25 protein-coding genes are annotated in these 26926 nt (G+C 68.9%); 12 read left to right on the top strand and 13 right to left on the bottom strand.

Going from position 1 to position 26926, the window contains the following annotated elements; all coding sequences use genetic code 11:
- The first annotated feature begins 2 nt into the window (after positions 1-2).
- From ACFSJG_RS09775 to ACFSJG_RS09765, 3 genes are read left to right on the top strand one after another with little or no spacing between them, the layout of a single operon-like run.
- Positions 3-830, top strand: coding sequence for an STM4013/SEN3800 family hydrolase (locus ACFSJG_RS09775; protein ID WP_378485002.1), 828 nt, complete (start codon positions 3-5; stop codon positions 828-830).
- Positions 827-2191 (top strand): STM4012 family radical SAM protein, encoded by a 1365-nt coding sequence (locus tag ACFSJG_RS09770; RefSeq protein WP_378485001.1) that lies wholly within the window; start codon positions 827-829, stop codon positions 2189-2191. Before ACFSJG_RS09775 ends, ACFSJG_RS09770 begins: the two co-directional genes overlap by 4 nt.
- A 2-nt stretch (positions 2192-2193) precedes the next feature.
- Positions 2194-3063, top strand: a complete 870-nt coding sequence (locus tag ACFSJG_RS09765; RefSeq protein ID WP_378485000.1) for an STM4011 family radical SAM protein — start codon at positions 2194-2196, stop codon at positions 3061-3063.
- An 8-nt stretch (positions 3064-3071) separates the two neighbouring features.
- On the opposite strand, the gene ACFSJG_RS09760 is transcribed toward ACFSJG_RS09765, so the two are convergent.
- From ACFSJG_RS09760 to ACFSJG_RS09740, 5 genes are all read right to left on the bottom strand, one after another.
- Positions 3072-3656 carry a DinB family protein gene (locus ACFSJG_RS09760; protein ID WP_378484999.1) on the bottom strand — a complete coding sequence of 195 codons (585 nt, stop codon included), beginning with the start codon at positions 3654-3656 and terminating at the stop codon, positions 3072-3074.
- A 45-nt stretch (positions 3657-3701) separates the two neighbouring features.
- The gene (locus tag ACFSJG_RS09755) at positions 3702-4328 is read right to left on the bottom strand and encodes a TMEM175 family protein (RefSeq protein WP_378484998.1); all 627 of its coding nucleotides are present in this window, start codon (positions 4326-4328) and stop codon (positions 3702-3704) included.
- A gap of 37 nt (positions 4329-4365) precedes the next feature.
- Positions 4366-4983 (bottom strand): class I SAM-dependent methyltransferase, encoded by a 618-nt coding sequence (locus ACFSJG_RS09750; RefSeq protein WP_378484997.1) that lies wholly within the window; start codon positions 4981-4983, stop codon positions 4366-4368.
- A gap of 35 nt (positions 4984-5018) precedes the next feature.
- Positions 5019-5885 carry an alpha/beta fold hydrolase gene (locus tag ACFSJG_RS09745; RefSeq protein ID WP_378484996.1) on the bottom strand — a complete coding sequence of 289 codons (867 nt, stop codon included), beginning with the start codon at positions 5883-5885 and terminating at the stop codon, positions 5019-5021.
- Positions 5886-5972: 87 nt separating this feature from the next.
- A complete protein-coding gene (locus ACFSJG_RS09740) occupies positions 5973-6797 on the bottom strand; it encodes an alpha/beta fold hydrolase (RefSeq protein WP_378484995.1) in 825 nt (274 codons plus the stop codon).
- A gap of 86 nt (positions 6798-6883) precedes the next feature.
- Between ACFSJG_RS09740 and ACFSJG_RS09735 the strand changes: the two genes are divergently transcribed.
- Positions 6884-7462: a TetR/AcrR family transcriptional regulator gene (locus tag ACFSJG_RS09735; protein ID WP_378484994.1), complete on the top strand. Its 579-nt coding sequence runs from the start codon at positions 6884-6886 to the stop codon at positions 7460-7462.
- 49 nt (positions 7463-7511) lie between these two features.
- Here ACFSJG_RS09735 and ACFSJG_RS09730 read toward each other — a convergent pair whose 3' ends face one another.
- On the bottom strand, positions 7512-7940 hold the full coding sequence (locus ACFSJG_RS09730) for a hypothetical protein (RefSeq protein WP_378484993.1): 429 nt from the start codon (positions 7938-7940) through the stop codon (positions 7512-7514).
- A 130-nt stretch (positions 7941-8070) separates the two neighbouring features.
- The gene (locus tag ACFSJG_RS09725; protein ID WP_378484992.1) at positions 8071-9528 is read right to left on the bottom strand and encodes a glyceraldehyde-3-phosphate dehydrogenase; all 1458 of its coding nucleotides are present in this window, start codon (positions 9526-9528) and stop codon (positions 8071-8073) included.
- A 295-nt stretch (positions 9529-9823) separates the two neighbouring features.
- Here ACFSJG_RS09725 and ACFSJG_RS09720 point away from each other — a divergent pair, with 295 nt between their 5' ends.
- Both ACFSJG_RS09720 and ACFSJG_RS09715 read left to right on the top strand, forming a co-directional pair.
- Positions 9824-10453, top strand: a complete 630-nt coding sequence (locus ACFSJG_RS09720) for a maleylpyruvate isomerase family mycothiol-dependent enzyme (RefSeq protein WP_378484991.1) — start codon at positions 9824-9826, stop codon at positions 10451-10453.
- Between the two features lie 164 nt (positions 10454-10617).
- Positions 10618-11112: a hypothetical protein gene (locus tag ACFSJG_RS09715; protein ID WP_378484990.1), complete on the top strand. Its 495-nt coding sequence runs from the start codon at positions 10618-10620 to the stop codon at positions 11110-11112.
- Positions 11113-11124: 12 nt separating this feature from the next.
- On the opposite strand, the gene ACFSJG_RS09710 is transcribed toward ACFSJG_RS09715, so the two are convergent.
- Positions 11125-12264: an oxygenase MpaB family protein gene (locus ACFSJG_RS09710; RefSeq protein ID WP_378484989.1), complete on the bottom strand. Its 1140-nt coding sequence runs from the start codon at positions 12262-12264 to the stop codon at positions 11125-11127.
- A gap of 155 nt (positions 12265-12419) precedes the next feature.
- Here ACFSJG_RS09710 and ACFSJG_RS09705 point away from each other — a divergent pair, with 155 nt between their 5' ends.
- On the top strand, positions 12420-13058 hold the full coding sequence (locus tag ACFSJG_RS09705) for a TetR/AcrR family transcriptional regulator (RefSeq protein ID WP_378484988.1): 639 nt from the start codon (positions 12420-12422) through the stop codon (positions 13056-13058).
- A gap of 55 nt (positions 13059-13113) precedes the next feature.
- On the opposite strand, the gene ACFSJG_RS09700 is transcribed toward ACFSJG_RS09705, so the two are convergent.
- Both ACFSJG_RS09700 and ACFSJG_RS09695 read right to left on the bottom strand, forming a co-directional pair.
- Positions 13114-14088, bottom strand: a complete 975-nt coding sequence (locus ACFSJG_RS09700; RefSeq protein ID WP_378484987.1) for a GAF domain-containing protein — start codon at positions 14086-14088, stop codon at positions 13114-13116.
- Positions 14089-14183: 95 nt separating this feature from the next.
- Entirely contained in the window at positions 14184-15644 is a 1461-nt protein-coding gene (locus ACFSJG_RS09695) for a cytochrome P450 (protein ID WP_378484986.1), read from the bottom strand.
- Positions 15645-16325: 681 nt separating this feature from the next.
- Here ACFSJG_RS09695 and ACFSJG_RS09690 point away from each other — a divergent pair.
- The 5 genes from ACFSJG_RS09690 to ACFSJG_RS09670 are packed head-to-tail and all read left to right on the top strand — an operon-like array spanning position 16326 to position 22344.
- Positions 16326-18764, top strand: a complete 2439-nt coding sequence (locus ACFSJG_RS09690) for a sensor histidine kinase (RefSeq protein WP_378484985.1) — start codon at positions 16326-16328, stop codon at positions 18762-18764.
- A 2-nt stretch (positions 18765-18766) separates the two neighbouring features.
- Complete coding sequence (locus ACFSJG_RS09685) at positions 18767-19180, top strand: roadblock/LC7 domain-containing protein (protein ID WP_378484984.1); 414 nt, start codon at positions 18767-18769, stop codon at positions 19178-19180.
- A gap of 5 nt (positions 19181-19185) precedes the next feature.
- Complete coding sequence (locus tag ACFSJG_RS09680; RefSeq protein WP_378484983.1) at positions 19186-19575, top strand: DUF742 domain-containing protein; 390 nt, start codon at positions 19186-19188, stop codon at positions 19573-19575.
- Between the two features lie 6 nt (positions 19576-19581).
- Positions 19582-20163 (top strand): GTP-binding protein, encoded by a 582-nt coding sequence (locus ACFSJG_RS09675; RefSeq protein ID WP_378484982.1) that lies wholly within the window; start codon positions 19582-19584, stop codon positions 20161-20163.
- A gap of 12 nt (positions 20164-20175) precedes the next feature.
- Positions 20176-22344 (top strand): hypothetical protein, encoded by a 2169-nt coding sequence (locus tag ACFSJG_RS09670; protein WP_378484981.1) that lies wholly within the window; start codon positions 20176-20178, stop codon positions 22342-22344.
- Positions 22345-22600: 256 nt separating this feature from the next.
- Here ACFSJG_RS09670 and ACFSJG_RS09665 read toward each other — a convergent pair whose 3' ends face one another.
- Genes ACFSJG_RS09665 through ACFSJG_RS09655 form a run of 3 tightly spaced genes read right to left on the bottom strand, consistent with a single transcriptional unit; the run spans position 22601 to position 26895 of the window.
- A complete protein-coding gene (locus ACFSJG_RS09665; RefSeq protein WP_378484980.1) occupies positions 22601-24517 on the bottom strand; it encodes a hypothetical protein in 1917 nt (638 codons plus the stop codon).
- Positions 24514-26364, bottom strand: coding sequence for an HSP90 family protein (locus ACFSJG_RS09660; protein WP_378484979.1), 1851 nt, complete (start codon positions 26362-26364; stop codon positions 24514-24516). The genes ACFSJG_RS09665 and ACFSJG_RS09660 overlap by 4 nt, the downstream gene beginning before the upstream one ends.
- A 48-nt stretch (positions 26365-26412) precedes the next feature.
- The gene (locus ACFSJG_RS09655) at positions 26413-26895 is read right to left on the bottom strand and encodes a type III secretion system chaperone family protein (protein WP_378484978.1); all 483 of its coding nucleotides are present in this window, start codon (positions 26893-26895) and stop codon (positions 26413-26415) included.
- Between the last annotated feature and the right edge of the window lie 31 nt (positions 26896-26926).

Genomic DNA, 26926 nt, shown 5'->3' with positions numbered 1-26926 from the left:
GAATGCCTTCCTCCCAACCGGACATGCGACAGGTCGTCGGCTCCGACGACATCCTCCTCGTGACACTGGACACGCTGCGCTACGACGTGGCCTGTGAACTGGCCGCGGCCGGGCGCCTGCCGAACCTCGCACGGCACCTTCCCGGCGGAGCCTGGGAGGAGCGCCACGCCCCGGGCAGCTTCACCTACGCGTCGCATCAGGCGATCCTCGCCGGGTTCCTGCCCACGCCGGTCGGGCAGGGACCGCACCCGCGGCTGTTCGCCGCCGAGTTCGGCGGCAGCGAGTCCACCGCCGAGCGCACGTTCGTGTTCTCGGAGTCCAATCTCGTTGCGGGACTGGCCGGTGCCGGGTACCACACGGCGTGCGTCGGCGGCGTCGGGTTCTTCAACCGTCGCGGTGCGCTGGGCTCGGTGCTGCCGGATCTGTTCACCGAGGCACACTGGTCCCCCGAACTCGGCGTGACGTCACCGACGTCCTTCGAGTCGCAGGTGGCCCTCGCCGAGGACATCGTGCGCGAGCTCCCCGCCGACCGCCGGCTGTTCCTGTTCGTCAACGTCTCCGCGCTCCACCAGCCCAACTGGTTCCACACCGAGGGCGCCACCGCCGCGGCAGGCGACAGTCGCGCCACCCACGCCGCGGCACTGGAGTACGTGGACCGGCACATCGGCCGCCTGTTCGACGCGATGTCGAGCAGGCGCCGGTGCTTCGCGATCGTGTGCTCCGACCACGGCACCGCCTACGGCGAGGACGGCTACACGGGGCACCGCCTCGGGCATCCCGTGGTGTGGACCGTGCCCTACGCCCACTTCTTCCTCCAGGGACCGGAATGACCATCACCTCGCTGCCCATGCCCGCCTCGACGGCCGTCGCTTCCACGGAATACGTTGCGCCGTACCAGAACTACGTCTATGCGTATCCCCACAAGACGGCGTACCGGCCACTGGACCCACGGCCCACCCTCACCGACCTGTGGGCGGGCGAACCGCAGGACGCGTTGTCGCTGTACCTGCACATCCCGTTCTGCGAGGTGCGCTGCGGGTTCTGCAACCTCTTCACCCGGGTCGGCGCGCCCGACGAGCTCACCACCCGCTACCTCGACGCGCTGGAACGTCAGGCCGAGGCGGTGAGCGAGGCGCTGTCCCCGTCCGCGCGGTTCGCGACCGCGGCGTTCGGCGGCGGCACGCCCACTTATCTCACGGCAGCGGAGCTCGAACGGCTCTGCGACATCGCCGAGAGGATGGGCGCCGACCTGCGTGCCGTTCCGCTGTCGGTGGAGGCCTCCCCCGCGACGGCCACCGCCGACCGGCTCGCGGTACTCGCCGAACGCGGCGCCACCCGACTCAGCCTCGGGGTGCAGAGTTTCGACGACACCGAGGCCCGGGCGGCAGTCCGTCCGCAGAAGCGCGCGGACGTCGAGTCAGCGCTGCAACGGATTCGGGACGCCCGGATCGACGTGCTGAACATCGACCTGATCTACGGGATCGACGGGCAGACCCCGCAGTCGTGGGCCGCGTCCCTCGATGCCGCGCTCGCGTGGCGCCCCGAGGAGCTGTATCTGTATCCGCTGTACGTCCGCCCGTTGACGGGCCTGGCGCGACGCGCAGGCGGACCGGACCCGGACTGGGACGCGCACCGACTCGACCTGTACCGCCGCGGCCGCGACCACTTGCTCGCGGCCGGCTACGTGCAGGAGTCGATGCGCATGTTCCGTCGCGCGGACGCACCGGACGTCGGCCCCGACGACTACGCCTGCCAGACCGACGGCATGATCGGCCTCGGCTGCGGTGCGCGCTCGTACACACGAGACCTCCACTACTCCTTCGACTACGCCGTCGGGGCGCACGAGGTGCGGGCCATCATCGACGACTACGTGTCCGGCACGGTCGACGACTTCCGGCGAGCTGTCGTGGGGCACGCGATGACGGAGGACGAGGCCCGGCGCCGTCACCTGCTGCAGTCGGTGCTGCAGGCCGACGGGATGCCGTTGTCGGACTACCGTTCCCGCTTCGGAACCGATCCTCGCGAGCACTTCGGCGACGAGATCGACCGGTGGGCGGGCCGCGGCTGGGTGCGTTCCGGCGACGACCGGCTACAGCTGACGGAACTGGGTATGGCGTACTCCGACGCCCTCGGACCCGAACTGTTCTCGGCGCGGGTCCGGGCGGCGATGGCCGAGTACGAGGGCCGCTGACGGTGCTGACCATCCTCTATCGCGGGCCGTTGGCGTCCTGCGACTACGACTGCCCGTACTGCCCGTTCGCGAAACGTCGGGACAGCACCGAGCAGCTGCGGGCCGACCGGGCTGCCCTGGAACGTTTCTGCGCGTGGGTGGCGGACCAGGACGAGGAGATGTCGATCCTGTTCACGCCGTGGGGGGAGGGTCTCGTCCGGTCCTGGTACCGGCGCGCGCTCGTCGACCTGTCCCGACTGCCGATAGTGCGCCGGGTCGCGATCCAGACGAACCTCAGTACTCGCACCGGCTGGCTCGCCGACGCCGACCGCGACACGGTCGCACTGTGGTGCACCTACCACCCGGGCGAGACACCGCACACCCGATTCCTCACCAAGACAGCGGAACTCGCCGCGCTCGGTGTGCGGTTCAGCGTCGGGGTCGTGGGTTTGCCGGAACACCTCGACGCCGCCCGCGGCCTGCGAGCCGAGCTCCCCGATTCGGTGTACCTGTGGGTGAACGCCGCCGAGGGGCACACCTACACCGATGCCGCTGCGGCCGACTGGACCGCGATCGACCCGCTCTTCGGATACAGCAGGGACCCGCACCGAACGCGGGGCCGTGCCTGCCGGACCGGCGAGTCGGTGGTGTCCGTCGACGGGGCCGGCGACGTGCGCCGCTGCCATTTCGTCCCCGAGCTGCTGGGCAACCTGTACGACGGCTCCTTCCGAAAGGCGTTGCGTCCGAGGCCTTGCCCGCTGGACGTCTGCGACTGCCACATCGGCTACGTGCACACCGAGCAGCTGCCGCTCTACGACATGTTCGCCGGTGGAGTTCTCGAACGCATTCCGGCGGAGCCGGTGTGGCTGCCGCTCCCGGCCCGGGTGCCGTAGCACCCGGCTCAGCGGAAGGTGTCGGCGGCGGCCTGGATCCGTTCGTACTGTGCGCGCTGCTCGTCGGTGCCCGTGATCTCGAGGTTCGCGGCGCCCGGCGTCATACCGGCGGCCCCGTCGATCAGTTCGCGGACGATGTCGGCGTGCCCGGCGTGGCGGGCCGTTTCGATGTTCATGTGCAGCAGGATCTGATGGAGCGTCACGCGTTCGCGCGGCCAACCGGGAACAGTGCCGGTCGTGTCGAGGTCGAGGGAGTCGAACGTGTCGGCGGCATACCTCCAGGACCTGCGATAGAGGCCGTCCACGACGTACTCCGTGGACTCGGCGGGTGTCGCCCACATGTCTGCACCCACCTCGGCTCCGGGCAGCACCCACGGCATCTCGATCGGGTACGGCCGCCCGAAAGTGATTCCGAAGTAGCCGAATTCGCAGGTGGCGAGGTGCTTGACGAGGCCGAGCAGGTTCGTGCCGGTCGGGGTCATCGGCCGGCGCAGGTCGTACTCGGAGAGTCCGTCGAGCTTCCACAGCACCGACTCCCGCAGCACCTGAAGTCGTTCGACGAGGTCGGACTTGCGCACGTCACGCTCGGTCACACGGCCAGCGTAACGACACCGGCGCGACATTCTCCGCAGCCCGCGCTAGGGCACCCGTTCGGATCCACGCCGACTGCTCACCACACGTCGGATCAGATCGGTGATCACACCGGAGAACGCGAACGCCACCAGGAACCAGATCCCGACGGCGGGGAACAGCAGTGACAGCGCGAGCGCTGCGAAGGCGATACCCGTCGCCACCGCGGACGGCAGCACGCGCGTGCTGCCCCGCGCGTCGTCGAACTCCAGTTCCGGGTGCCGGACCACGACGATCCGCGCGGCGGTGATCATGGCGACGGCGACGGCGATCGTGCCGATGTACAGCGCAGCGGTGCCGCGTTCGAATCCCTCGCCCCGGGCGAGCAGCTTCGTCGCGAACGGCAGGAAAACGATGCTCAGCAGCCACACGAAGTTCGTCCAGATCAGTGCACTGTCGTAGCCGCGCAGGTTCCGGAACAAGCCGTGGTGCAGCAGCCACAGCTGATAGATGACGAGGAAGCCGAGCACGAACGCGAACAGGTCGCTCCGGTGTTCCGCGAGCAGTTCCCGGACCGAGAGGTCCCGTTCCGGCGCGACGATCTCGACGAGCGGGAGGACGAGGAGCGTCGCCGCGATCGCGACCACCGCGTCGCTGAAGTTGACCAGCCGCTCGAATCCGCGCTGCGTGTCCATGCTGGGATTGTCGCGCTCCGACACCGCCCCCGCAGGGTCAGAGCGCCCGCCGCGCGACGATCGCACCGTGTGGTCGCGCTCCGGCTGCGGTGCGCGTGTGGGTCTCGACGACCTCGAATCCGGTCGCGTCCAGTTCGCGGCCCAGTTCGGCCACGGGCCACCGGTACGCCGTCGTGACCGCGTGGTCGAACGGTTCGATCCGCGCGCCCTCGAAGAACCCGATCAGCAACCCACCTCCGGGCCGGATCACCCGGGCGAACTCGGCGAGCGTGACCCGAATGTCCCGGGGATCATTGTGGATCAGCGAGTACCAGGCGAGTATCCCGCCGAGCGATCCGTCCGCGGCGTCCAGGTCGTCGACGCTTCCGACCACGAAGTCGCGGTGTGGATACTCCCGCCGGGCCCGCTCGACGAACTCGGGGACCAGGTCGATGCCCCGCGCAGTCAGGCCCGCCGACGCGAGGGCGTCCGTCCACTGACCCGGCCCGCATCCGGCGTCGAGCACCGGGCCGGTCAGGGATTCGGCCCAACTGCCCACCAGCACCCGATCGGACGGATGCACCGACTCCATCGACCCGAAGAGTTCGGTGTACTCACGGGATCGTTCGGCGTACGCGTCGCGAACGATGGTCGGTCGAGTCTGTGCGGACGGCATCCGTCGATCATCCGTCACACCGCCGCGGTCTCCCGTCAGCTGTCGAGGACGCCGTGCAGCGCGTCGGCGAACGCGTCGGGTTCACCGACCTGCCCGTACTCGCCGCCGAGGAATCCGGCGTGATCGCCGGGAAGCACGACCTGCTCGAATCCGCCCGTAGTGGCGAGCGCCCGCGCAGCTCGGGCGGCGAACTGCTCACCCGAGGCCGCGCCGGCGGCGACGACGATCCGGGTCGGGGCCGCCGTCAGCGCGTCGACGTCGTGGACGAACGGGCAGCAGGTCCGCATGTTCTGGCCCAGCAGCGGACTCGTGCGGGAGCCGTCGTCCTCGGCGGACATCCCGAACATGGCCGGGTCGGGTGCGGGTGCGTCGAGGTAGTCACCGGGGAACGGGCCCTCGTGCGAGACGAGCGCGATGAACTTCGCCATCGCGGGTCCCTCACCTGCAGCCTGGTAGGTGTCCGCGATGTCGTTGACCACGGCCTCGACGATCTCGCGGTCGGGGACGAACTGGGTGGCAGGAGGCTCGTGCGCGACCAGGACCCGCACGTTCGGCCGGTGGGCAGCTACCCAGACGAGCGCGTTCACGGCACCGCCGCTGGTCGCGAACACGTCGATCTCGCCAAGACCGGTGGCGTCGAGCACTGCCTGCAGGTCGGTGGCGTGTTCGAGGGGGGTCGACTGAGAGGTCGGATCGTCGACGGTGCTGCGTCCGGCCCCGCGCGGGTCGTAGGTGATCACGGTGCGGTCGGCGAAGTGCCCGCGGAGGGTGCCGAACGCCTCGGCCTCCATCGGGGATCCGAAGACGAACAGCGGCGGCCGATCGCCGACGGCGGGATGGACGTCGTAGGTGAGGGTGGCGCCGGGGACGCTGATCGTGCGGGTGTCGACGGTGGCGGTCATGGTGCATCTCCTCGTGGTCGGGTGAACTGACCTGTAGACCGTTCGAGTACCGCAAACTCATCGCCGCGCGGCAACCCCGACGCGCAGTCAGCCGACGAACGTGCGCAGCACCTCGACCATCGTCTCGGGCTGGTCTTCCGGGATGAGCGTCCACGAGTCATCCACCACGATCTTCGACGCGTTCGGGAACAGCTCGACGAGCCGGTCGGCGTGGGCGAGCGGCATCATTCGGTCCTCCCGCGCCCAGACGACGAGCACCGGCCGGTCGAACGAGCGCATCCGCTCGGACATCTCGAGCAGCCGCGCCTTCGACGGCGCCCCGGTGGCGAACTTGACCAGATCGCGGCGGATCTCCGGGTCCCGGGTGGCGGGCCGGAACCACTCGTCGAACAGCGAATCCGGTACTCCCCGCTTCGCGAGCACCCCGTAGGCGCGCTTGTTGTGCCGGAAGAGCCGGGTGCCGAAGAGTCGAGTGAGCAGCCATCCGCCGCCGGGGATTCGGCACAGCAGGGCCGCCGGCCGAGCCGGGGCGGGCGGGTAGTTGTCGAAGGCGGTGCACGAGACCAGCACCAGCTTTCCGATGCGCTTGTCCCGCCCCTCGGAGATCACGAACTGCCCTCCACCCCAGTCGTTGAGGACGAGCGTCACGTCGTCGAGGTCGAGGACGTCGAGGAAGTCGGCGAGGATGTTCGCGACGCCCGTCTCGGTGAGATCGGCGTCCTCGTGCATCGGGGCGGTGTGTGCACCCATCGGCAACGTCGGTGTGATGCAACGGTATTCGGACAGCTCGGGAATCACCTTGCGCCACTGCCTGCCGTCCATGAGCAGACCGTGACCGAACACGAGTACGGGCCCGTCGCCGCCGGTGTCCTCGTAGGCGACCGGGCCGGAGGTGGTTTCCACAGAAAGCACGTCATCCTCCTGGACAGGGCCTGGAAAGAACGTTCTATCCAGCCACGGTAGGCTGACGTGCAGCGACCCGCAAGAGGAGAAGTCCGATGGCAGAGCCGAGCACCCGCGACCGGATCCTGGAGGCCACCGCGGAGCTGTACCGGCGACAGGGCATGCCCGCCACCGGTCTGAAGCAGATCTCCGCGGCGGCGAACGCGCCGTTCGGATCCATCTACCACCACTTTCCCGGCGGCAAGGAGTCCATCAGCGTCGAGGTGATCCGGTTCGAGGGCATCCGCTACGGCGAGTTCGTGGGCGCGCAACTCGCGGACACCGACCCCCTCGGCGGCATCCCGCAGCTGTTCGAGAACGCGGGCGCCCTGCTGGAGTCCCAGGACTACGCGGAGGCGTGCTCCATCGAGACGATCGCGCTCGAGGTCGCGAGCACCAACGAGCGACTGCGGATCGAAGCCGCAGGCGTCTTCGAGAGCTGGCTCGCAGGACTCGCGGCGTGGTTCGGCCCACTCGGTCTCGACGACGACGAGTGCCGACGGCTGGCGATCGTCACCCTCACCGCACTCGAAGGCGCCTTCGTGCTGAGCCGGACGATGCGCTCCACCGAGCCGCTCGTCGCGGCCGGGCACGGGGTGCAGGCAGCGGTGCGCGCCGCCGCAGGCCGGGGCTGATCGTCGGCGGCGTGACCTCGCCGTCCGGGCCGGAGTCCTGCCCGGGAGTTCAGTCCCACACGAGGGACAGCACGCGGTGGCCCGCCGGGACGGCCGGGACGTCGCAGAAGTCGTCGAGGTCGTAGACCAGGCCCTCCCACGTCGGCCCCGCCTGCAGACTCTCCACGTCGAGACGGGCGTCGACGTCCTCCGCTGCCAAGGTGGTGCAGATCGCGATGCCTTCGGCGGCGACTCCGTCGTAGCCGTCCACGAACATCTCCTCGTGCGGCTGGACGCAGATCCACGCGACCGCCCGATCGGCGGCGAGCGCGTCGAGGCGGCGCGCGATCTCGGCGAGGTCGGGACGCCCGTATCCGTACTGATTCGGGGCGATCGAGTCCTCGGCGGAGTTGCCGTCGAAGAACTCGCGGATGGTCAGAAGCGGGTAGCGATCGCTGCCGTCGGCCGACCGTTCCAAGATGCCCTCACGCGAAATCACACGGGGACTCTAATGGGCGGGACCCGCCACCCGACATCCGGTGGTCCCACGTGGCCGCCTCCGAATGCAGCAACGCCCGGGAGGAACCGGTACGGCTCCTCCCGGGCGTCGCCGGAGAACTACGGTGTCGTCAGACGGACGCCAGGTCCGCCGCCTCGACCATCGGGTAGATCGGGTACTCGACGCCGGACAGGTACTGCACGGTGCGCACAACCTGGCAGGAGTAGCCGAACTCGTTGTCGTACCAGACGTAGAGGATGGCGGTGTCGCCCTCGACGATGGTCGCGTTCGCGTCGACGATGCACGCCGCCCGCGAGCCGATGAAGTCGCTCGACACGGCGTCGGTCGCGGCCGTGAAGTCGAGGTTCCGGCTCAGCTCACCGGTCAGCGACTCCTGACGCAGGTGCTCGACGACCTCTGCCTTCGTGGTCTCGCGGTTCAGCTGCAGGTGCAGGATCGCGACGGACACGTCCGGCGTGGGAACGCGGATGGAGTTGCCGGTGATCTTCGCCTTCAGGTCCGGGAGGGCCTTCGCGACGGCCGACGCGGCACCGGTCTCGGTGAGCACCAGGTTGAACGGCGCGGAACGACCACGACGGTCTGCCTTGTGGTAGTTGTCCAGCAGGTTCTGGTCGTTGGTGAACGAGTGCACCGTCTCGACGTGGCCGCGCGAGACCCCGAACTCGTCGTCCATGGTCTTCAGCGGCGGGACGATGGCGTTCGTGGTGCAGGACGCGCACGACACGATCTTCTCGTCCTGGTCGAGGCTGCGGTGGTTGACGCCGTGCACGATGTTCGGGACGTCGCCCTTGCCGGGAGCGGTGAGCAGGACCTTCGCGATGCCGGGGCGCAGGTGCTTCGACAGCCCGTCGCGGTCGCGCCAGATACCGGTGTTGTCGACGAGGATGGCGTTGTCGATGCCGTACTCGGTGTAGTCGACGGTGGTCGGGTCGTTGCTGTAGATGAACTTGATGACGTTGCCGTTGGCGGTCAGCGTGCTGTTCTCGGCGTCGACCTTGATCGTGCCGTTGAACTGCCCGTGGACGGAGTCGCGGCGCAGCAGCGAGGCGCGCTTGACCAGGTCGTCGTCGCCACCCTTGCGGACCACGACGGCCCGCAGGTTCAGCCCGTTGCCGGAGCCGGCCTTCTCGATGAGCAGACGGGCGACGAGGCGACCGATGCGTCCGAAGCCGTAGAGGACCACGTCCTGCGGCTTCGCCGGGCTCGTCTGGGCGCCACCGACGAGGTCGGCGAGACGCTGCGCGACGAACTCGGGGATCGAGGTGCCCTCACCGTGGGCGTGGTACGCCGACACCAGCAGGCCGAGGTCGATCTTCGAGGGGCGCAGGTCGAGATCCGTCAGCGCCTGGAGGAACGGGAAGGTCTCCTCGACCGACAGCTCGTCGCCGCGGATCTGCCGAGCGAAGCGGTGGGTGCGCAGGATCTGGATGACCGACCGGTTCACCAGCGAGCGGCTGTGGAGCAGAACCGTCACCGAGTGCGTCCGGTGCAGACCGCCGATGATCGGAATCATCGCCTCTGCAAGAGCCTCCTCGGAGTTCCACTGGGTAAGTTCCGCTGTGCTCACTGCGCTCCTCTGTCCTTACTGGGCTCATGCGGCGGTCCGTGGGTTGGATGCCGGCTTGATGAGGCGCACATCACCGCGTCGGAGCGTTCCGGATCGGTGTGAACCGGTTCGCGCGAGGCACGGAAACAGGCGTGCGCGGTTACCAGCATATTGAAGGCCCGTTTCGGGTCAACAAGCCGGTCACCGATCCGCTGTGGACCGCCTCACCCACCCGGACCTGCGTGTGTCGTGGGTCACGCTGCCGCGAGGTCGCCGCTCGCCCCGGGCGGGCACCCTGCCGGGCTAGCGTCGATCAATGGCCTTTCACCGACCGTGGTCCGTTCGGGACCATGCGCGCGCGGAGCGATCGGAGTTCGCCGACCTCGCGGCCGTACTGACGCCGGAGCAGTGGGCCGCGCCGAGCCGTTGCCCCGGGTGGTCGGTACGCGACGTCGTCGCCCACACCGTGATCTACCTCGGACAGTCACGAAGCGGTCTGACACTGAACATGATTCGGTCCCACTGGAACGTCGACTGCCTGAACGCCGACGGTCTGCGCGAGCACCCCGACCTGACGGCCGACCGACTGGTCGCGCTCCTGCGGTCGGACGCCGAGCCGACGGGCGCGGCGGCGCTCTACGGGTGCCGAGTCGCGCTGATCGAATGTCTCGTCCATCAACAGGACGTCCGCCGCCCACTCGCACTGACGCGCACGATCCCCGAGGACCGACTGCGCGCCTCACTGAACTTCGCCCGACACAGTCCCGTCATCGGCGGCGCCCGCCGCACCCGCGGTGTGCGGCTCGTCGCAACCGACACCGAGTGGTCCGCCGGGCACGGACGCGCGGTGTTCGGCACCGGCGAGGCGCTACTGCTCACCATGACCGGTCGCGCCGACAGCGTTGCCGGTGAGCTCACCGGCGACGGGGTGGCGCTGCTCCGGTGACCGAGCCGCGGCCTCGTCACCGGCCGTGACGTACCGTCTCCCGACCGACCGCGTCGGGGCGATCGGTCACCCCGCAGCCCTTCCCTGCCGTGCCTCCGCGTGGTGTCCTGGATGGATCACCGCCCTCGATCGGACGGAAACCGGCTCACCGACTTGGAGACGCCATGACCACGATCCACCTTCACGACACCACCACCGCCACCCCCGAGCAGTTCCTCGCCGGACTGACCGACTTCGGGCCGGGACGCGGCGACCTGTTCGGCAACAGCACGGACGAATACCTGCAGGTACACCAGGTGGGCGATCACGACGCCGATGTCACGGAAGGCTCGAACGGCATCTGGGAGCGCCTGCACTACGACTGGACCGACCCGCATCGCGTGGTGATGACGACCACCGAGTCCAACCTGTGGGGCGGGGCCTCCGGCCACACCTACACCCTCACGCAGCAGCCCGGGGGTACGACCGACATCGACGTCGACGTGGTCCGCGACGGCAAGAACCTCAAGGGGAAGGCCCTCGCCGGGGTGCTCACCGTGTTCGGCAGTCGCATCCTGGGGAAGAAGCTGCACGAATCCGTCGTGGCGATCGAGATCCGCAGTGGAGGTGCACCGGATCCGGACGCCACGCCACCGGACACCGAGCCTCCGGGCGCCTGAGCACCGGCCGGGTCACGCCGCCCGGTGGGTGATCCCCGCGGCGGAGTGACCGATCGTCGCGTCGCTGTCGAGCATCGTGCGCATGAACTTCTCGTGCTCCGCCATGCCACGAACAGCGGCCCGGGCACGCCCACCCGGGCGGAGCGCGGCCACCGAACGGACCGCGTTGACCGGGAACTTCAGCAGCGGGTACCAGGGCACCACCAGCGCGGGCAGCCCCAGCGTCCGCATCGCGGCCGGGCCGAGGAACGTCCCGGTGATCGACAGGTGCTGGGACCGTGCGATGCGGCGCCGCAGACCCGGCAGCGTCTCGTAGTGCCAGCCGAGCGGGTCGTCGATCATCGGAAGTGAGAGCTGCCTGGTGGTCTCGTCGGGCGTGGAGAGCGCACATGACGTGTGGAACAGGACCCGGATCGAGTCGCGAAAGTTCTTGGGCAGGAACTCGTCCTGCACACCCATCAGCCATCCGACGTAGCGCGTCAGGTGGGCGACGGCCTCGTACTCCTGCGGCGTATGGAACTTGCCGAGCCCGACACCGCCCATGATCGGGGCGACGAGCGCCCCGACAAGTGTTGCCGCCATGTCGGTTTGGTTGATCGGCACACCCCAGGCGTCGACGTCCCAGTCGGGGAGGTTCCCGACGTGACGCCGCACCATCGCGTGGATGAACCGGACGTGCACCGTCGAGCGGTAGCCGACGCCGCGTGATTCGAGCCCCCGCTCGGTGATGACGTCGAGGGCCCACTGCGCCGTCTCCGCGAAGCGCGCGTTCGACCCCTTCTCCAGTGCGCCCGTGCGCAGCAGGGTCTGGTTGAACCCGGCGAACATGTAGCCGCCGAGCAGGGCGACGTCGCGGGCAACGTACAGGCCGTCCGCTCCGCCGCCGCGCATGACCTCCGCACCGAGCGCGATCTTGTCCCGGTCGACCCATGCCGGGGTCGCTTCCACCTCGTCGAAGAAGGCGCGCAACGGTTCCGGCGCGTCGTCGACCGTGTCGATGCCGTCCGCGAGGGCGCGCTCGAACAACGGGCGCGCCGAGGCGGATCCGACCGTGTACATCCACTCGACGAGCCGATCCGCGAGGGGGTCGCCTTCGGTGAGGCATTCACCGAGGCGTCGGAACTGGGTGGCGTCGGGTTTCCGGATGCCCATCATGAGACTGAAGAGCCTGATCCCGGGCGGGACGTCGCACGGCTCGGACGGATGACGTGCGGGAATCGCAGACGCCAACGGAACACCCCCTCGATCGACACCCATTTGGGCAACGCTTGTGTTCCAAAACATAGGGCGGCGGTAGAGTGCTGTCAATGGTGCGTGGACAGGCGGTGCGGGACTACGGCGGAGTGAGCGCGGACGATCGCCGCGCCGAGCGCCGCCGCAAGCTCCTCGACGCCGGCCGCCACGCCTGGGGCCGCGCGGGACTCGGCGAGGTGACCGTCCGGGGCGTGTGCGCAGCCGCGGGCCTGCAACCCCGCTACTTCTACGAGCAGTTCGCCAACCGCGACGCGCTGATCGTCGCCGTCGCCGACGAGGTCCGCGACAAACTGTTCACGACGCTCGTCGACTCCAGTCGCAGCGCGGACGGCGGCCTCGAGGACAAACTGCGCGCTGCCCTCACAGCCTTCCTCTGCGTGATCGCCGACGATCCGGACATCCACCACATCATGCGGACGGACCTCGCAGGCGTACCCGGGCTCGAGACCCGACGCGTCGACAGCCTCAACATGGTCGCGGAACTGATCGTCCGGTACGGCTCGGACGTTCCCGGGTTCGACCCCCGGCCCGGCATCGACCGACGGCAGGTCGCCCGCTTCGTCGCCGGAGGCGTCAACCACCTCATCGACAACTGGCTCGCGGACCAGGACGAGACCCCGCTGGAGCTCGCCGAGCAGTGCACCCGCCTCTGCATGACGTTCGGACAGGGCCACGAGGTCTCCTCGGACTGATCGAAAACCGTTGCTGCCCTTCGGCTGCGGCCAGCGGTCCCGAAGTCCTCCGTTCTCAGAGCTCCGACACCTGCACGATCGCCAGCCGATCCGACAGCGCCCCCGGATACGGCAGGATGCGTACCTTCGACGCCGTCCACCGGTCCTCCCCCGCCGACAGCCTGGCCACCACGTCGACCGGGGTCGGATCACCGGCATCGAACTTCTCCTGCGCCCGGTGCAACAGGCAGTGGTCGTCCGGGTGGATGACCTTGTTCCCGCCGGTCGCGTTCCGCCACCGCACCCACGGCGGCGCATCCGGCAACCACATCGCCGGGACCGCCGGACCCGTCATCACGATCGCCGTGTAGACGCCCACGGTCCGCATCGACTCCTGCATCCCGAGTTCCGCCGGCGTCGGCTTCCGCGGTGCCTCCGTGTCGGTGACGTCGTGCCACAGCAGGCGGATCCCGGTGTCGTCACCGTCGGTACGGCCACGACCCCAGCAGTGCCATCGCATGATTCGACCGTCCGCGTGCAGCACACTCATGTCCGCGTCCCACTGCCTGCCGTGCTCGGGTGCCAGGGCCAGCGCGAAGAGGGACTCGGACTCGTCGAACTTCACCGCCTTCGCGTAGTACTCCGCGACCGTCCGCTCGGGCACGTGATCGGCGGGCAGTACACCCGACATCATCGACGCCTCGAGGGTCTGCGCGATCACCAGGCGGTGCAACAGCCACGAGATGCCCGACGCGATCCGGGGCGCCGCGACCGGCGTGCCCTGCTCACCGATCCACAACTGAATCCCGTGCACGTCCCCCGACGGGCCGAGGACCGGGAAGGCCTCCAGCCGGAACCTCCCTTTCCTGCTGGACGCGAGCCGTACGGCACGGCGACGGGAGCGCTGCACCTCCGCGATCAGCGCGACGACGTCGGCGGTGAGGGCCGGGGCGAGCCGGGACAGCGACGACCACGCCTTGACCACTCCACCAGTGCTCACCACCGTCGGCGTGTCCCCCGCCAACGTCTCGATCAGATGCCACTCGTTCACGTTTCACCCCAAACCCGGCGCTCCCGCGAGGAACACCCACACCGCAGCCCGTCACAGCCGATCCATCCACGCAGACCTCGCGCAGCCGCGGAATCCTAGCCCCTGCGGCGGAGACGCAACTCGAATCCCTGCGGCTTCAGCGTGATGGCTTCCCGCACGTCCAGCTCGTATCCGGGATCGGGCTCCAACTCGTATCGACGCAGCAGGACCGCCAGCGCGAGCACCGCCTCGTGCAACGCGAACTGCCTGCCGATGCAGGACCGTGGCCCCGTCCCGAACGGCCGGTACGCGTGCGCCGGCCGCGCCCGCACCGCCTCCGGCAGGAACCTGTCCGGATCGAAGCGGTCCGGATCCGGTCCCCACACCGGATCGCGATGCAGCTGCGGCAACAGCACGAACACCCACGAGCCCTTCGGCATCCGGTATCGGCCGCCGAGCGTCGTGTCGTGGCGGACCTTCCTGAAGTAGCCCGGGGCGGCCGGCCACAACCGCAGCGTCTCGTCGACCACCCGCCGCAGATACCGCAGCTTGCCGACCTGCTCGAATGCGATCGGTCCGTCCCCCGGCACCACGCCGTCGATCTCTGCGCGCGCCGCCGCGGCCACCTCGGGGTGCCGCGCCAGGAAGTACAGCGCGAACGCGAGGGTGCCCGCCGTCGTCTCGTTGCCCGCGATGAGGAAGGTCACCACCTGGTTGCGGACGTTCACGGGATCGAGCAGCTCACCCGTCTCGGGGTCGGTCGAGTGCAACATCAGGTCCAGGAGGTCGCGATGCTCCACGTCGGGATCCTGCCGTCTCTGCGCGATCACGTCGTCGACCACCCGGTGCATCAACGCGATGTCCGCCCGGTGCTGCGCGTCCGCCTTGCGTCCCAGCACCGTCCGCAGGAGCGGCATGTCGTTCGACGTCCTGTTCACGTGCGCCAACACCCGTGACATCGCATCGACGAACGGGTCGTCGCCCGCCGCTCGAGCGAAGGATCCGAAGTCGTGACCGAACCCGGCCGACCCGATCACGTCGAGCGCGAGTCGCGTCGTGTCCGCCGCGACGTCGACCCGGGCGCCCTCCTCGGCCGCCGCATCCCACGACCCGGTCATCTGCTCGAGCATCCGCAGCATCGACCCGTGGTAGTTCCGCAGCGCGGCCTGGCTGAAACCCGGGTTCAGGATTCGCTGCGCCTTCGCCCAGTTCGGTTCGCTGTTGTACGCCGTGAACAGGCCGTCCGCCGCGACCGAGCGCAGCTTACGGATCGGTGCGCCCAGCGACTTCGCCCACGCCGCTTCGTCGTTCACCTCGGCCACCAGGTCGACACCCGACACCACCACCAGCCGCGTCGACACGATCTTCCGCTCGAAGATCGGGCCGAGGTCGGCGGCCATCCTCATTTCCTTCTGCACCGGTTTCGCCGGATCCACGCTCAGCAGATCCCCCAGCAGCGGCAGCCGAAACCGAGGAGTCGGGACCGGCTCACCGCGCCCCGACAGGATGGCGACGCCGGTGGTCGCACCGGTGTCGGGCGAACTCACGGCGGCGTGCGGGCACTTCTCGGCGGACATCGTCCGAGTCTGCACGACCACCCCGCCCCGCAACCCCCGAGTGCCGCGACGTCCCAGCACGTGGATCCGGGCTCTCGAACGAGCCCGGCGCCGCCGCATGCCCACCCCTGCGGGGCATGCGGCGGCAGGGCTGCACCGCGCCGCTCATCGCGATGCCGACTTCGTGTGCCGATGCCGGAGGACCGACACCGGTCACGGATGGTGGGCGCTGCCGCGCTCGGAATTGCGCGCAACCCTGACCTGGCGAAATACCCGCAATGCCAAGGGATCCCTCCTCCCGGGGGGCGGTGCGGACACGTCGGTGGACAGACGTGTTCCGTGCGTTGACTGCCACATCCGAAGCCGACGTCGACAGGCCTCGGGTAACTCCCGGGTAGGAGCGCGATCGGGACTGTATGCGGCGGCGTGACCTGTTGCAACCGCTGGAAGGCGGGTCCCGCTCGCATTCCCACCGTTGGTTGGCGTCGCGGCCGCCGATCCGACAGATTGAATTCACAATCAATTCATGGCCGCGCCTCGATCGACTCCGGCATTTCCCGAAGCGAGAATTTCGTTAGCCGTCCAATGCACAATGCCGTTGTCACAGCACGCGGTTAAACACCAAGCGGCCCTGCTCAATCGAGCGGGCCGGCACGTGGGACCGAGTGACACGGTCGAATTCGAACAGGCTATATTCCCCCGATGCTGAAAAAGCGCCTCGGTATCCGAGCCCGGGTTCTGGCAATCGCATTGATTCCGAGCCTGGCGTTGCTCGGTATCGGTGTCGGCACCGCGGGGTATCTGATTCGTGAGGGCCGTCAGGCCGAACAGTGGGCCGACGCGAACCTGGAAGCCGTCGGCCACGCCGGTGCCGTGGTCGCCGGTGTCGAACAGGAGCGGATGCTGTCGCTGTGGCAGCTCGCCGGTGAGCGGGTCGATCCCGCCGCGCTCGCCGCCGCGCGCAACAACCTCGACACCGCGTTCGCGGAACTGGCCCCCTACTCCGCGAGGATGCAGGACGTGTCACAGGGCGCCATGGGCGCCGACACGGGTGGCTTCGAGACCCTGCTCGGCAGCCTGCCCCAGATCCGCGGTCAGATCGATGCGGGACGAATGCCGCTCCAGGACACGTACGGCCTGTTCAACGCCATTCTCGACGCAGTCGCGCTCGGCACGAACCTGGTCACGTCCAACGCGCCCGACGCGGAGACCTCCGTCGCACTGATCAACGGCGTCCGTGTCCTCCACGCGATGGAGGGAATCTCGCGGTCGTCGGCGCTCACCGCCGCCGAGACCGAAGGGAAGCTCGCAGGCGGTCCGCTCCGTGACGAGTATCGAAACCTGGTCGGCTCCTACCGAACCGCACTGCCCCAGCTCGCCGCCGACCTGGGCACCGACCCGGCCGCCGAGAAGATCAAGGCAGTACTGGCGTCGCCCGCATGGCAGCAGGTGGCGGCGATGGAGGACTACCTCATCAACCCGCCCGAGGCCGACCGCGACGGCGACGTCCCGCCCGCACCGATGACCTTCGCCGAGTGGACTGCGGCACAGGACCAGCTCTACACGGGCGTGATCGACGCCTGGAGGGACCTGAACGACCGCGCCAACGAGATCGCCGCGGAGGGAGGTCAGCGCACCGCGTGGAACTCGGCGTGGGTGGCAGGCGTCGTGTTCGTACTGGCCCTCTTCGCCTTCCTGCTGTCACTGTGGCTGGCCAATCGACTGATCGGCCGACTCAAGCGCCTGCGCAAGGAAACCCTCGACCTCGCCGAGGTCGAACTGCCCGAAACCATGCGCAAGCTCGCCGCCGGTGAGGAGTTCGACCCCAAGGCCGCGCACCTGGACTTCGGCACCGACGAGATCGGCTCCGTGGCAAAGGCCTTCAACAGCGCACACGAGGCAGCGGTCACCGCCGCGGTCACCGAGGCCCGCACGCGTGAGGGAGTTCGCGCGGTGTTCCTCAACATCGCCCACCGAAGCCAGATGGTCGTGCACCGGCAACTCGAGGTCCTCGACGAGGCCGAACAGCGTCAGGAGGATCCCGCCATGTTGGAGACGTTCTTCCGACTGGACCACCTCGCCACCCGCGAACGCCGCAACGCCGAGAACCTCATCATCCTCGGTGGCGGCGAGCCCGGGCGCCAGTGGCGGACCCCGGTCCCGATGGTCGACCTGGTGCGCAGCGCGATCGGTGAGAGCCTCGAGTACACCCGCGTGTACACCCGCCGCATGCCCCAGGTGTTCATCGTCGGCAACGTGGTCGCCGACCTCATCCACCTCCTCGCCGAACTGGTCGACAACGCGACCGCCTTCTCCCCGCCCGATTCTCGCGTGGAGGTGACGGGCAACGTGGTCGGCAAGGGCGTCGCGATCGAGATCACCGACCAGGGCATCGGAATGTCCGCCGAGGAACTCGACCGCGTCAACGAGATGCTGCGCACTCCCCCGGACTTCGCCGTCGAAACACTCTCGGCCACGTCACGCCTGGGTCTGTTCATCGTGTCGCAGCTGGCCGCGCGGCACGAGATCCGCATTCAGCTCTCCGAATCCGAGTACGGCGGTATCCGCGCCATCGTGCTGCTGCCGCACTCGGTCGTCGCAGGCGATGCGGCCCCCACGGCAGGACACATGCCGAATCGACCCGCCGGACGCCTGCCCGCGAGCCCGACGGCCGGCGCACGGCCGGCGCTCACCTCTCCCGAGCCCGCCTCGCCGTCCGGTGGTACCGCGATCCTGACACCGGCGGATCCCGAACCTCCCACCGTGAGGCGGGTCGCGGCACCGCAGCAGTCGACGGGCAAGTGGTTCGAGAGCACCCCCCGCACCGACCCGGCCCCGACAGTCACGTCGTACGAGCCGGTAGCGCCCGCGGTCGAGCCCGAGTCTCCTGCTCCACGTCCGGCGACTGGCGCCGACGGCGCCACGCGCCCGAGCCTGCCGCGTCGTCGCAGGCAAGCCAACCTGGCGCCGGAACTGGCCGAGGACCGGCCTGTCGAAACGGAACCGCAGCAGGCACCTCGGACTGCCGAGCAGGCACGGGATCTCATGTCCGCCATCGCATACGGCACACAGCAGGGTCGAAAGTCCGAGAACCCGGACGGGTTCACATCCAGGGACGAGACGGAAGGTGAAGAAGGGTGAAGGTGACGACTCCCAACTCAGGCGAGCTCAACTGGCTTCTCGACGATCTGGTCAATCGTCTCGCCGGGGTGCGTTACGCGGTCGTGCTGTCGACCGACGGACTGCTGCTGGGCCGATCGACGACGATGAGCCGCGAGGACGCCGAGCACTTCGGCGCCATGTCCGCGACCCTGTACGGCCTGGCACGCAGCGCGGGCGCCCGATTCGAGGGCGGCGGCGTTCGCCAGGCCGTCATCGAACTCGAGAACGCGGTGCTGTTCGTGACGGCGGCCGGAAACAACGCGTGTATCGCGTTGCAGGCGAGCGCCACAGCGAATCTGGGGATGGTCGCGTACGAGATGAACCTGACCGTGCAGCGCATCGGCAGCCATCTGTCCACCGATCCTCGCGCCAGCGTCGCCGAGCACGGAGCGTAGGTTCCGTGACAGACATGGGCCAACCGCTGTTCGACGATGCAGCCGGTCCCCTGGTCCGCCCGTACGCCGTGACGCGGGGCCGCACCATGGGCGCTGGGCACGAGCTCGACATGCTCACCCTCGTGGTGACCGTGACACCCGGCCCTCGGCTGCGGTACCTCGAACCGGAGTACTCCGAGATCGTCCGTCTGTGCCGCGACGCGCAGTCGGTGGCCGAGGTGTCGGCGCACCTGAATCTGCCACTGGCGGTGACCAAGATCCTGGTCGGTGACCTCATCACCGAGGGGCTGCTGAACTTCCGGTCGCCCGCCACCAGTGACTTCGACAACGGCATCGCCGTGTCCGACGATCTGAACATCCTGCAAGCAGTACTCGCCGGAATCCGAAAGCTGTAGATCACTATGCATGACGATGCGTCCTCCACCGACCTGGCTGCGTCGGTCAAGATCCTCGTAGCCGGCGGCTTCGGGGTCGGCAAGACCACGATGGTGTCCTCGGTCAGCGAGATCACGCCGCTGCGGACCGAGGAAATGATCACCGAATTGTCCACCGGCATCGACGATCTGTCGGGTGTCGAGGGCAAGACCACGACCACGGTGGCCCTGGACTTCGGCCGCATCACCCTCGACCCGAGCCTCGTCCTGTACCTGTTCGGCACGCCGGGGCAGGACCGATTCTGGTTCCTGTGGGACGAACTCGTGCGCGGCGCCCTCGGCGCGGTCGTCCTCGCCGACACCCGCCGGCTGGACAACTCGTTCGCCGCCATCGACTTCTTCGAACGACGTGGGGTCGCGTTCACGGTCGCGGTGAACTGCTTCGAGGACGCCCAGAACTACACCATCGACGAAGTGCGCGACGCCCTCGACCTCGACGCGCGAACCCCGATCGTGCTGTGCGACGCGCGGGATCGCGAGTCGTGCAAGGCCGTCCTGATCACGCTCGTCGAGCACCTCATCACGCAGGCACGTACCTCGGTGGCCTGAGCGACATCGGAGATGAACAGCAGGGACGTTCCGAACCATCTCGTCGAGGTCGACTGGTCGACGCTGGAGCACGCGTACGGCGATGCCGGTGACGTGCCCGGCTGGATCGAGCGGCTGACCGACGCGGAGACCGTCGAGGAGTCCCTGCACCAACTGTGGGCGGCGGTGTTGCATCAGGGGACTCTCTACGACTCGACACCGCCCGCGATGACGTCGATCGCATCGCTGCTCGGCGCAGGGGAGTCCGCGGATGCGGAGAACACAGCATGGCTGCTGTTGATGTTCGCCGATGTCGTGAACGAGTACGAACAGGTCGAGCTGGTCGACGACGACACGGCCGCCGTCGTCCGATCGGCCCGAGAGTCGTTGCCCCGGATCGCGGCGCACGTGCGATCACTGATCTCCGGCGACGGGCCGGAGGCCGCGGCGGCGGCGCTGCTGCAGGCCACGGCGCGCCCGGCCGACTCCGCAGCCGTCGGGACCCTCACGGCACGGGCGGGCGCCCGCCCGGCGGGACAGGTCGAACAGGCCTGTGTCGCCGCGCTCACGACGCTCGGTGTCGACGTCCCGGCCGCTCTCGCCGACGGTGATCCGGGCCTCGCGATGGCGGCGACGCTCGCGCGGATCGCGGCCGGAGGCACCGACACCGCCGACCTCGACGCACTGACGGCGGGCTGGGAGCTTGCTGTCGAGGTGGCGCCACTCATCGCGTTCGGTGTCGCCAACCTGCCGGAGTGGTTGAGCGACGCCAACCCGGAGGCGGCCGCTCACGTGCTGGCGGCGCTGCCCGCACCGGATGAGGCGACAATCGCGGGCCTCGTCGACGTCGTTCTCTCTTCGCGGGGCAGCGCTCCTGCCGCGATCCGCCGGTTGCTCGCACTCGCCGCGCTGCCCGAGGCCGAGCCGGAGGTGATGATCGCAGCTCTCCGGCAGTGCCCGGCCACCCCCGAGTTGCGCGATGCGCTGGTCGCTCTCGCCGAGAAGGTCACTGCCGGTGCCACATCCGCGGTCGGGTCGAGCACGTTCGACACCGACGCCCGGGCCGATGCCGGATTCGCCCTGCTGCAGGCGGGAGACGGCCGGTGGACCCGTCCGATGGCCCAGGCGCTCCTCTCGAACCCCGCCGCACGCGGCCTCATGGTGTCCACATCGGCATCGGGACGTTCCGCGCTCGGCTATGCGCTCCTGCGTGAGCACGCCCCGTCCGCGACCATGCTCGTCGCGGGTATCCGGCAGGCGCTCCGACAGGATCCACCGGCCGATCCGTCCCGCGACGGCGCCGGACACCTCGTGGAGTTGCTCGCCTCCTGGCCGGCCGACGCAACTGCTTCCGCGTTGCCCGAGATCCGGGATCTGCTCGCCGCCGAGCCGAAGCAGGCCGCTGCTGCACTAGCCGCGTGGCACGACACCACCAGCATCGACCGAATCCGCGAGGTGAGCGCCTGCGATGTGAGTGTGCTGCTCGCTCTCGCACGCTTGACGAATGACCCGGACGACTTCCACCGTGTCCTCGGCGCCGACCTCCAGTACCGGGAGTCGGACGTGTTGGCGCACTGGGCCGACCGCACCGATCCGCGCTTCCTCGACTGGTGCCTCAGTCTCGTGGGCACGGAACCCGCGACGGCCGACTATCAGAGGGAAGATCAGGTCACCGCACTACGCATCCTCGCCGCCGCCGATTCGCGTCAGGCGGAGTCCGGCTGGACCGTATTGCGCGCCGCCATCGACGCCGGTCGCGGCCCCGTCGCGGAGGCCATCGGGCTCGCGCTCGAGTGGCGCGCACAGCAGTTGCTGCCACCCCACGTGTGCACCGACCTCGAGTCGCTGCTCACCGATCTCGTCCTCACCGACCGCAGGGACTACAACGGCCCGATGGCCAAGACGAGCGCCGTCGCCGCGATCGCCCTCCTCGACATCGGGCTGGCCCTGCCCGGTACTCCAGCACGAATCGTGAAGGTCGTCACCCGTGCCGTGACCGACCGGCACGCTCGCGCCCAGGGCCTCGCGCTAGCCGAACGGCTGACGGCGGCAACGGAACCGGTTCGCAACGCGGTCGCAGCGGCGCTCCGGTCACTCGTCGACCGCGACGAACGCTTCGACTGCAGCGGCGACGTCGCGGTCGAGGACGAACGCTCTCTTGCGCGCTTGCGCCCGATCCTCGACAAGCTGGAGACCGCGTAACGCGTCTCCCGCGCGAAGGATCCCGGCTCAGCTGTCCCGGTGCAGATTCCTGGTGCCCTGCCAGATGATGCCGGTCCCCATCATTGCGATGGCCACCATCATCACGGTCGACACCGGTCCACTGATCGGAAAGATCAATCCGAGAAGTGCGCCGACGAGCAGGACGATCTCGAACCCCTTGTCATGAACACGATTCCGCGTCGGGCTTTGCGACCGACGCGAGCGACCGTACGAGTGTCGACCTGCCGATGTTGCGTCACCGTGTGAGCTGAGCGGTGATCTGGTCGGCCCGGTCGGTCTGACCGCTCGCACGTAGGAGCTCGATGAGTTCTCCCGCGACCTCGGCGCGTCCGGCGGCGTGGCCCGATGCGGTGAATCCCTCGAACGCCGACTCCAGCGCCCAGAGCGCGGCATCGGTCACGCCCACTGCACGTTGCACCCTCCCCGCGAGCCAGAAGGCGTGCGCGGCATCGACGACGAGGCCGAGCCGGGCGAACTCCTCGCCCGCCCGCAGGGCTTCGTCAGCGGGATTCACTGCTTCGAGGTCGGCAGGAATCTGCGACGTCGGAGCGCCCGCGAGTGTGCGGGCGAGCGTGTCACGCACCGTGGCGACCGTCCGCCCGTGTTCTGCGCGGCGACGCTCGGCGAGGTCCTCGGTGAGATCGGTGGTGTCGAGCGGCCGTTCGATGCGTGCCAGCGACGCGGCCAGCGTCGGGAGCAGTTCACCGATGGCATCCATCCGTACGGCGAGCGGCGCCCAGGCGGTGAGGACGGCAGCGACGATGTCGTCGGGTGCTCCGCCGGCGACGAGTCGAGGAACCGCCGCGCCGAACATCTCGTGTGCGGCGTCCTCGTCGCCTGTTTCCGCCGCACACTGGGCGGCTTCGGCGTAGGCGAGGCCGGCGCGGTCGAGGAGTCCGTCGGCCTCGAATCGTACTGCGGCCGCATTATATTCGGCACGCGCAGCCTGGTGGTCCCGTCGCGAGGCGAGCGTCTCGGCGCGCGCGAATCGGTCGTCACCCGAGTCGTCCGCACCCGCGTCGGCAGCGGCAGAAACGACACCCGATGGCGCCGCGGAGGCGGCGGTCGTTCCCGTGCTCTCGAAGTCGAGCGGACGATCCGTGCGCGTCGCGGTGAGAGCCCGAGCGATCAGATGGGTGAAGTAGCGGTTTCCGTTGCGAGTGTCGAACCGCGCGGCGAGCTCGTCGGCCTGCGCGCGCACCCACGCGTGGAGTGCGGCCACGGTGCGGCGCTCCGGTTCACGCAAGCCGGTGACGGTGTCGGCGTGGTCGAGATTGGCCGAGAGCCCCGCCAGCACCCCGACCAGGAAGTAGAGACGCTTCAGCGGCGTCGGAGCGTGGTCGAGCAGCACGACGTCGTCGTTGCGCAAGACGCGCAACGCTCGTTCGAGATGTCCACCGCGGGCGAGCATCTCGAAAGCCTGGCCACGCGACGGCGCGAGTTCCCGGTTGCTGGTGTCGAGTGAGGCGAGTGCCCGGCGGTGCTGGTCCAGCGCGAGCTCCGGATCGCCGGCGAGCAACGCCGAGAGGGCGACGGCGTGGTGGGTGATGGTCGGCTCGAGGTTGCAGCTGTCGTCCTGCGTCAGGCCGAGCGCGACGGCCTCGGCGTGACGTCCGGTCTCGGCGAAGTAGAGGACCTGCTGGCCGATGGTGCACGCGCGGCAGTCGTCGAACTCGTCGCGCGCTTGTGCGATCCACGCGAGTCGCGTGTCCTCGGCATCCGGGCGGCCGGTGTGCCAGTCCCAGCGGAATCGGCTCATCCGCACCGCGGACAGGCCGTGCCCGACGAGCCGGTACCGGCGCTCCATGTCCTCCAGGAACGCCGCACCCTGTTCCGCCGTGATCTGGGGGTAGTGCGGAAGGTCGGAGGCAACCCATTTGAACTCCCAGAACAGGTTGTGCTCGTCCTGGTCGTCGAACAGTTCGGGGCTTTCGTCCCAGAGGCGCAGCGCGCGCGCGAACACGACGAACGACTTCGCGCCCTCGCCGGCGTAGGTGTACGCCTCGACCAGGTCGAGCAGCGCTTCCGCGAGCAGGTCGCGAGGTCCCTCCGCCTCGACTCTGCGTGTCACGGCCTCGGCAGCGGCGATACGAGCGACCCCGTAGGGCATCCGTCGGATGTCACCGAGTTCGAGAGCGGCAGTGGTGGTCACGGGGTGTCTTCCTGTCGAGAGTGGTCGGATTCGAGTGCAGGTGCCCGAAGTGAGGCGTCGAGCAGGACGCCGAGCGATTCGGAGAGCGCGGCAGACTCGGCGGACCGGAGCCCGTCGCCTGCGAGCATGACGGCGGAGAGGTACAGCGACCGCAGGCCAGCCGCGAAGACGTCCCCGTGCGGGGCGCCGAGGAGCCGGCGGGCGACAGCGGCGTCGTCGTTGAGGACGAGCGTACGAGTGCGCGCCGGAGCGTCTTCCGCGAAAGAGTCGAGCAGCCCACCCCAGAGGTCGGGTGAGGCCGCGCGCTCCCGGTCACGGTCGCGCCGGTGCTCGGACTCCGAGTCACGCAGCAGGACCGCGGGCACAGTGTTCGGCGAGAAGGTACGCACGACCACGTCACAGTCGTCCTCCGCGAGCAGATCGCGTGCGTGCGCGACCGCCGACGCGAGTTCCATCTCCCGCGCGACACCCGGCACCCCGAGCACCTGCACGAGGTCGGAACTCTGCAACTCCCGGGTTCGCCAGCCACGACGCTGGGCGAGGCGGTCCATGATGTCGGCGTCGTAGACGTAGCCTGCGTTCACGACCACCAGGCCCTGTGCTCGTGCGACGGCCGCGATCCGTCGGTACGCCTCGGTGGTTGTCGTGTAGACGATCTCGCCGTTTCGGGCTGCCTCGGCCAGGGTCATGGGCTGGTCCGTCGTCTCGAACGGCAGCACCCTCGCCACCAGGTCGAGCACGTCGTTGTCGGTGAGCGCGAGTGCGCGCAGCGCGAGGTGATGGATGTCGAGCACGGACCGGCCGAGTGCACTCGGTTCGCTCAGCGTGTCGACCGCCCACCGCTTGATCTGCTCGCCGAGCGCGTCGCGCACCCCGAGCAGTGCGTCGTCGTCATGGATCTGTTCGCGTGACGCCGTCGGCGAGAGGGTGCTCGTGTCGAGCACCGCTCGGGTGAAGAACGCCCACTCCGGCAGCACATTGTCGACACGCGGCCCGAGCAGCATCCGCTTGGTGTAGACGCGGTGCTGACCCGAACCGGGCGAGACAGCCTGCGGCAGAACGAACGCGACCCCGGACACCCCGGCCACGGGAAGGTCGAGATCGATGTGGGTGAGCGGAGTGAACCCGAACGTCCGCTCGCAGTATTCGGCGAGTGCCCTGTCACGTGCAGTGCGTGTCGGATGCGCTGTCCGCCAAAGCAGTTCGGGTTGGGTGATGCGCCGCCACATCGGCGACGAGCCGGCGACCGGTACTCGTACGGCGACGTCGAAGGGGAGCAGCGATCCGTACTCCTGGGCGAGCGAGAGCACGGTGTCGGTCGCGAGCCAGTGCTCGGTGTCACGGCGAGCCGTCAACGACACCGACGTGCCCACCGGCGCGTCGGAATCGGCGTCCTCGCTCACCTCGAAGGTGCCGTCCGCGCATCCGATCCAGTGGATCGCCGGTGCATCGTGCCGCGCGCTCCGCGACCGCACCTCGATGCGGTCGGCAACCATGAACGCCGCGAGCAGGCCGATTCCGAACTGTCCGATGAACTCGGTTCGCCCGAGTCCGAGCATCGGATCTCGCTTCGAGGACCGTCCGATGGTTGCGAGCAGTTCCGCGGCTTCGTCGGCGGTGAGGCCGATGCCCGTGTCCGTGACCTCGAGCGTCGGGCGCCCGCTCGCGTCGGTGTCCGTGCTCAGCCGGATCCGTGCCTCCGCCGTGGGGTCGAGCTCGCGCCGCGCGGTAACGGCGTCCGCCGCGTTCTGGACGAGCTCACGCAGGAACACCTGCGGACCGGAGTAGAGATGCCGGGAGAGCAGGTCGACCATGCCGGTGAGGTCGACTTGGAAACGATCGGACACGAGGCTCCTGGGTTGTCGAGACGGACGCTACGAGCGGGGCGGGCGCCGCTACTCCTCGGGCTTGTACTGCTCCCACACCTCCGGGAACGTCTCGTTCACATGCTCGAAGAACGTCATGCTCGTGTTGATAGCGCACACGAGATGCTGTCGGAGCTGGTCGTCGGTCAATCCATGCTCGTAGTCGACGTTGAGTTCGGCGTTGACACGGACCTTGCCGTCACCGTCACGCTCGAGATAGGTCTTCGGCCACAGGTTCTCGGAGTTCCACGCGTTGCAGAACTCGAGCGCACGGACGTACTCGGATTCGTCGAGCTTGCCCCGCCAGAAGCCGCGCACACACAGCAGTTCGCCGCTGCCGCCGTTGACGAAGAAGAAGAACGACCCGTACTCCCAGGTGCCGAAGATGTCACCGTCGGAGTCGACACCGTACGTCCAGTCGGACAGCTCCAGCGCTGCCTTGATCCGGTCCTGGGACAATGGGGCGAGGACGCTCCCGAGACCTGGTACCGCGTCCTTCGTGAAAAACCCCATCGTGTGCCCTTCCGGTCGGTGAGTGTGAATC

The sequence above is a fragment of the Rhodococcus gannanensis genome, from assembly GCF_042681175.1.
Classification (GTDB): Bacteria; Actinomycetota; Actinomycetes; order Mycobacteriales; family Mycobacteriaceae; genus Rhodococcus_G; species Rhodococcus_G gannanensis.
Note: the sequence above shows the minus strand (reverse complement) of the source record. Positions and strands in the feature narration are given on the sequence as shown.

Coding starts and splice junctions, on each gene's coding strand:
- ACFSJG_RS09775 (WP_378485002.1), top strand. CDS start 3: ATGCCTTCCTCCCAACCGGACATGCGACAGGTCGTCGGCTCCGACGAC.
- ACFSJG_RS09770 (WP_378485001.1), top strand. CDS start 827: ATGACCATCACCTCGCTGCCCATGCCCGCCTCGACGGCCGTCGCTTCC.
- ACFSJG_RS09755 (WP_378484998.1), bottom strand. CDS start 4,328: ATGGACACGCAGCGCGGATTCGAGCGGCTGGTCAACTTCAGCGACGCG.
- ACFSJG_RS09750 (WP_378484997.1), bottom strand. CDS start 4,983: ATGCCGTCCGCACAGACTCGACCGACCATCGTTCGCGACGCGTACGCC.
- ACFSJG_RS09745 (WP_378484996.1), bottom strand. CDS start 5,885: ATGACCGCCACCGTCGACACCCGCACGATCAGCGTCCCCGGCGCCACC.
- ACFSJG_RS09735 (WP_378484994.1), top strand. CDS start 6,884: ATGGCAGAGCCGAGCACCCGCGACCGGATCCTGGAGGCCACCGCGGAG.
- ACFSJG_RS09720 (WP_378484991.1), top strand. CDS start 9,824: ATGGCCTTTCACCGACCGTGGTCCGTTCGGGACCATGCGCGCGCGGAG.
- ACFSJG_RS09715 (WP_378484990.1), top strand. CDS start 10,618: ATGACCACGATCCACCTTCACGACACCACCACCGCCACCCCCGAGCAG.
- ACFSJG_RS09710 (WP_378484989.1), bottom strand. CDS start 12,264: ATGGGCATCCGGAAACCCGACGCCACCCAGTTCCGACGCCTCGGTGAA.
- ACFSJG_RS09705 (WP_378484988.1), top strand. CDS start 12,420: ATGGTGCGTGGACAGGCGGTGCGGGACTACGGCGGAGTGAGCGCGGAC.
- ACFSJG_RS09695 (WP_378484986.1), bottom strand. CDS start 15,644: ATGTCCGCCGAGAAGTGCCCGCACGCCGCCGTGAGTTCGCCCGACACC.
- ACFSJG_RS09690 (WP_378484985.1), top strand. CDS start 16,326: ATGCTGAAAAAGCGCCTCGGTATCCGAGCCCGGGTTCTGGCAATCGCA.
- ACFSJG_RS09675 (WP_378484982.1), top strand. CDS start 19,582: ATGCATGACGATGCGTCCTCCACCGACCTGGCTGCGTCGGTCAAGATC.
- ACFSJG_RS09670 (WP_378484981.1), top strand. CDS start 20,176: ATGAACAGCAGGGACGTTCCGAACCATCTCGTCGAGGTCGACTGGTCG.
- ACFSJG_RS09655 (WP_378484978.1), bottom strand. CDS start 26,895: ATGGGGTTTTTCACGAAGGACGCGGTACCAGGTCTCGGGAGCGTCCTC.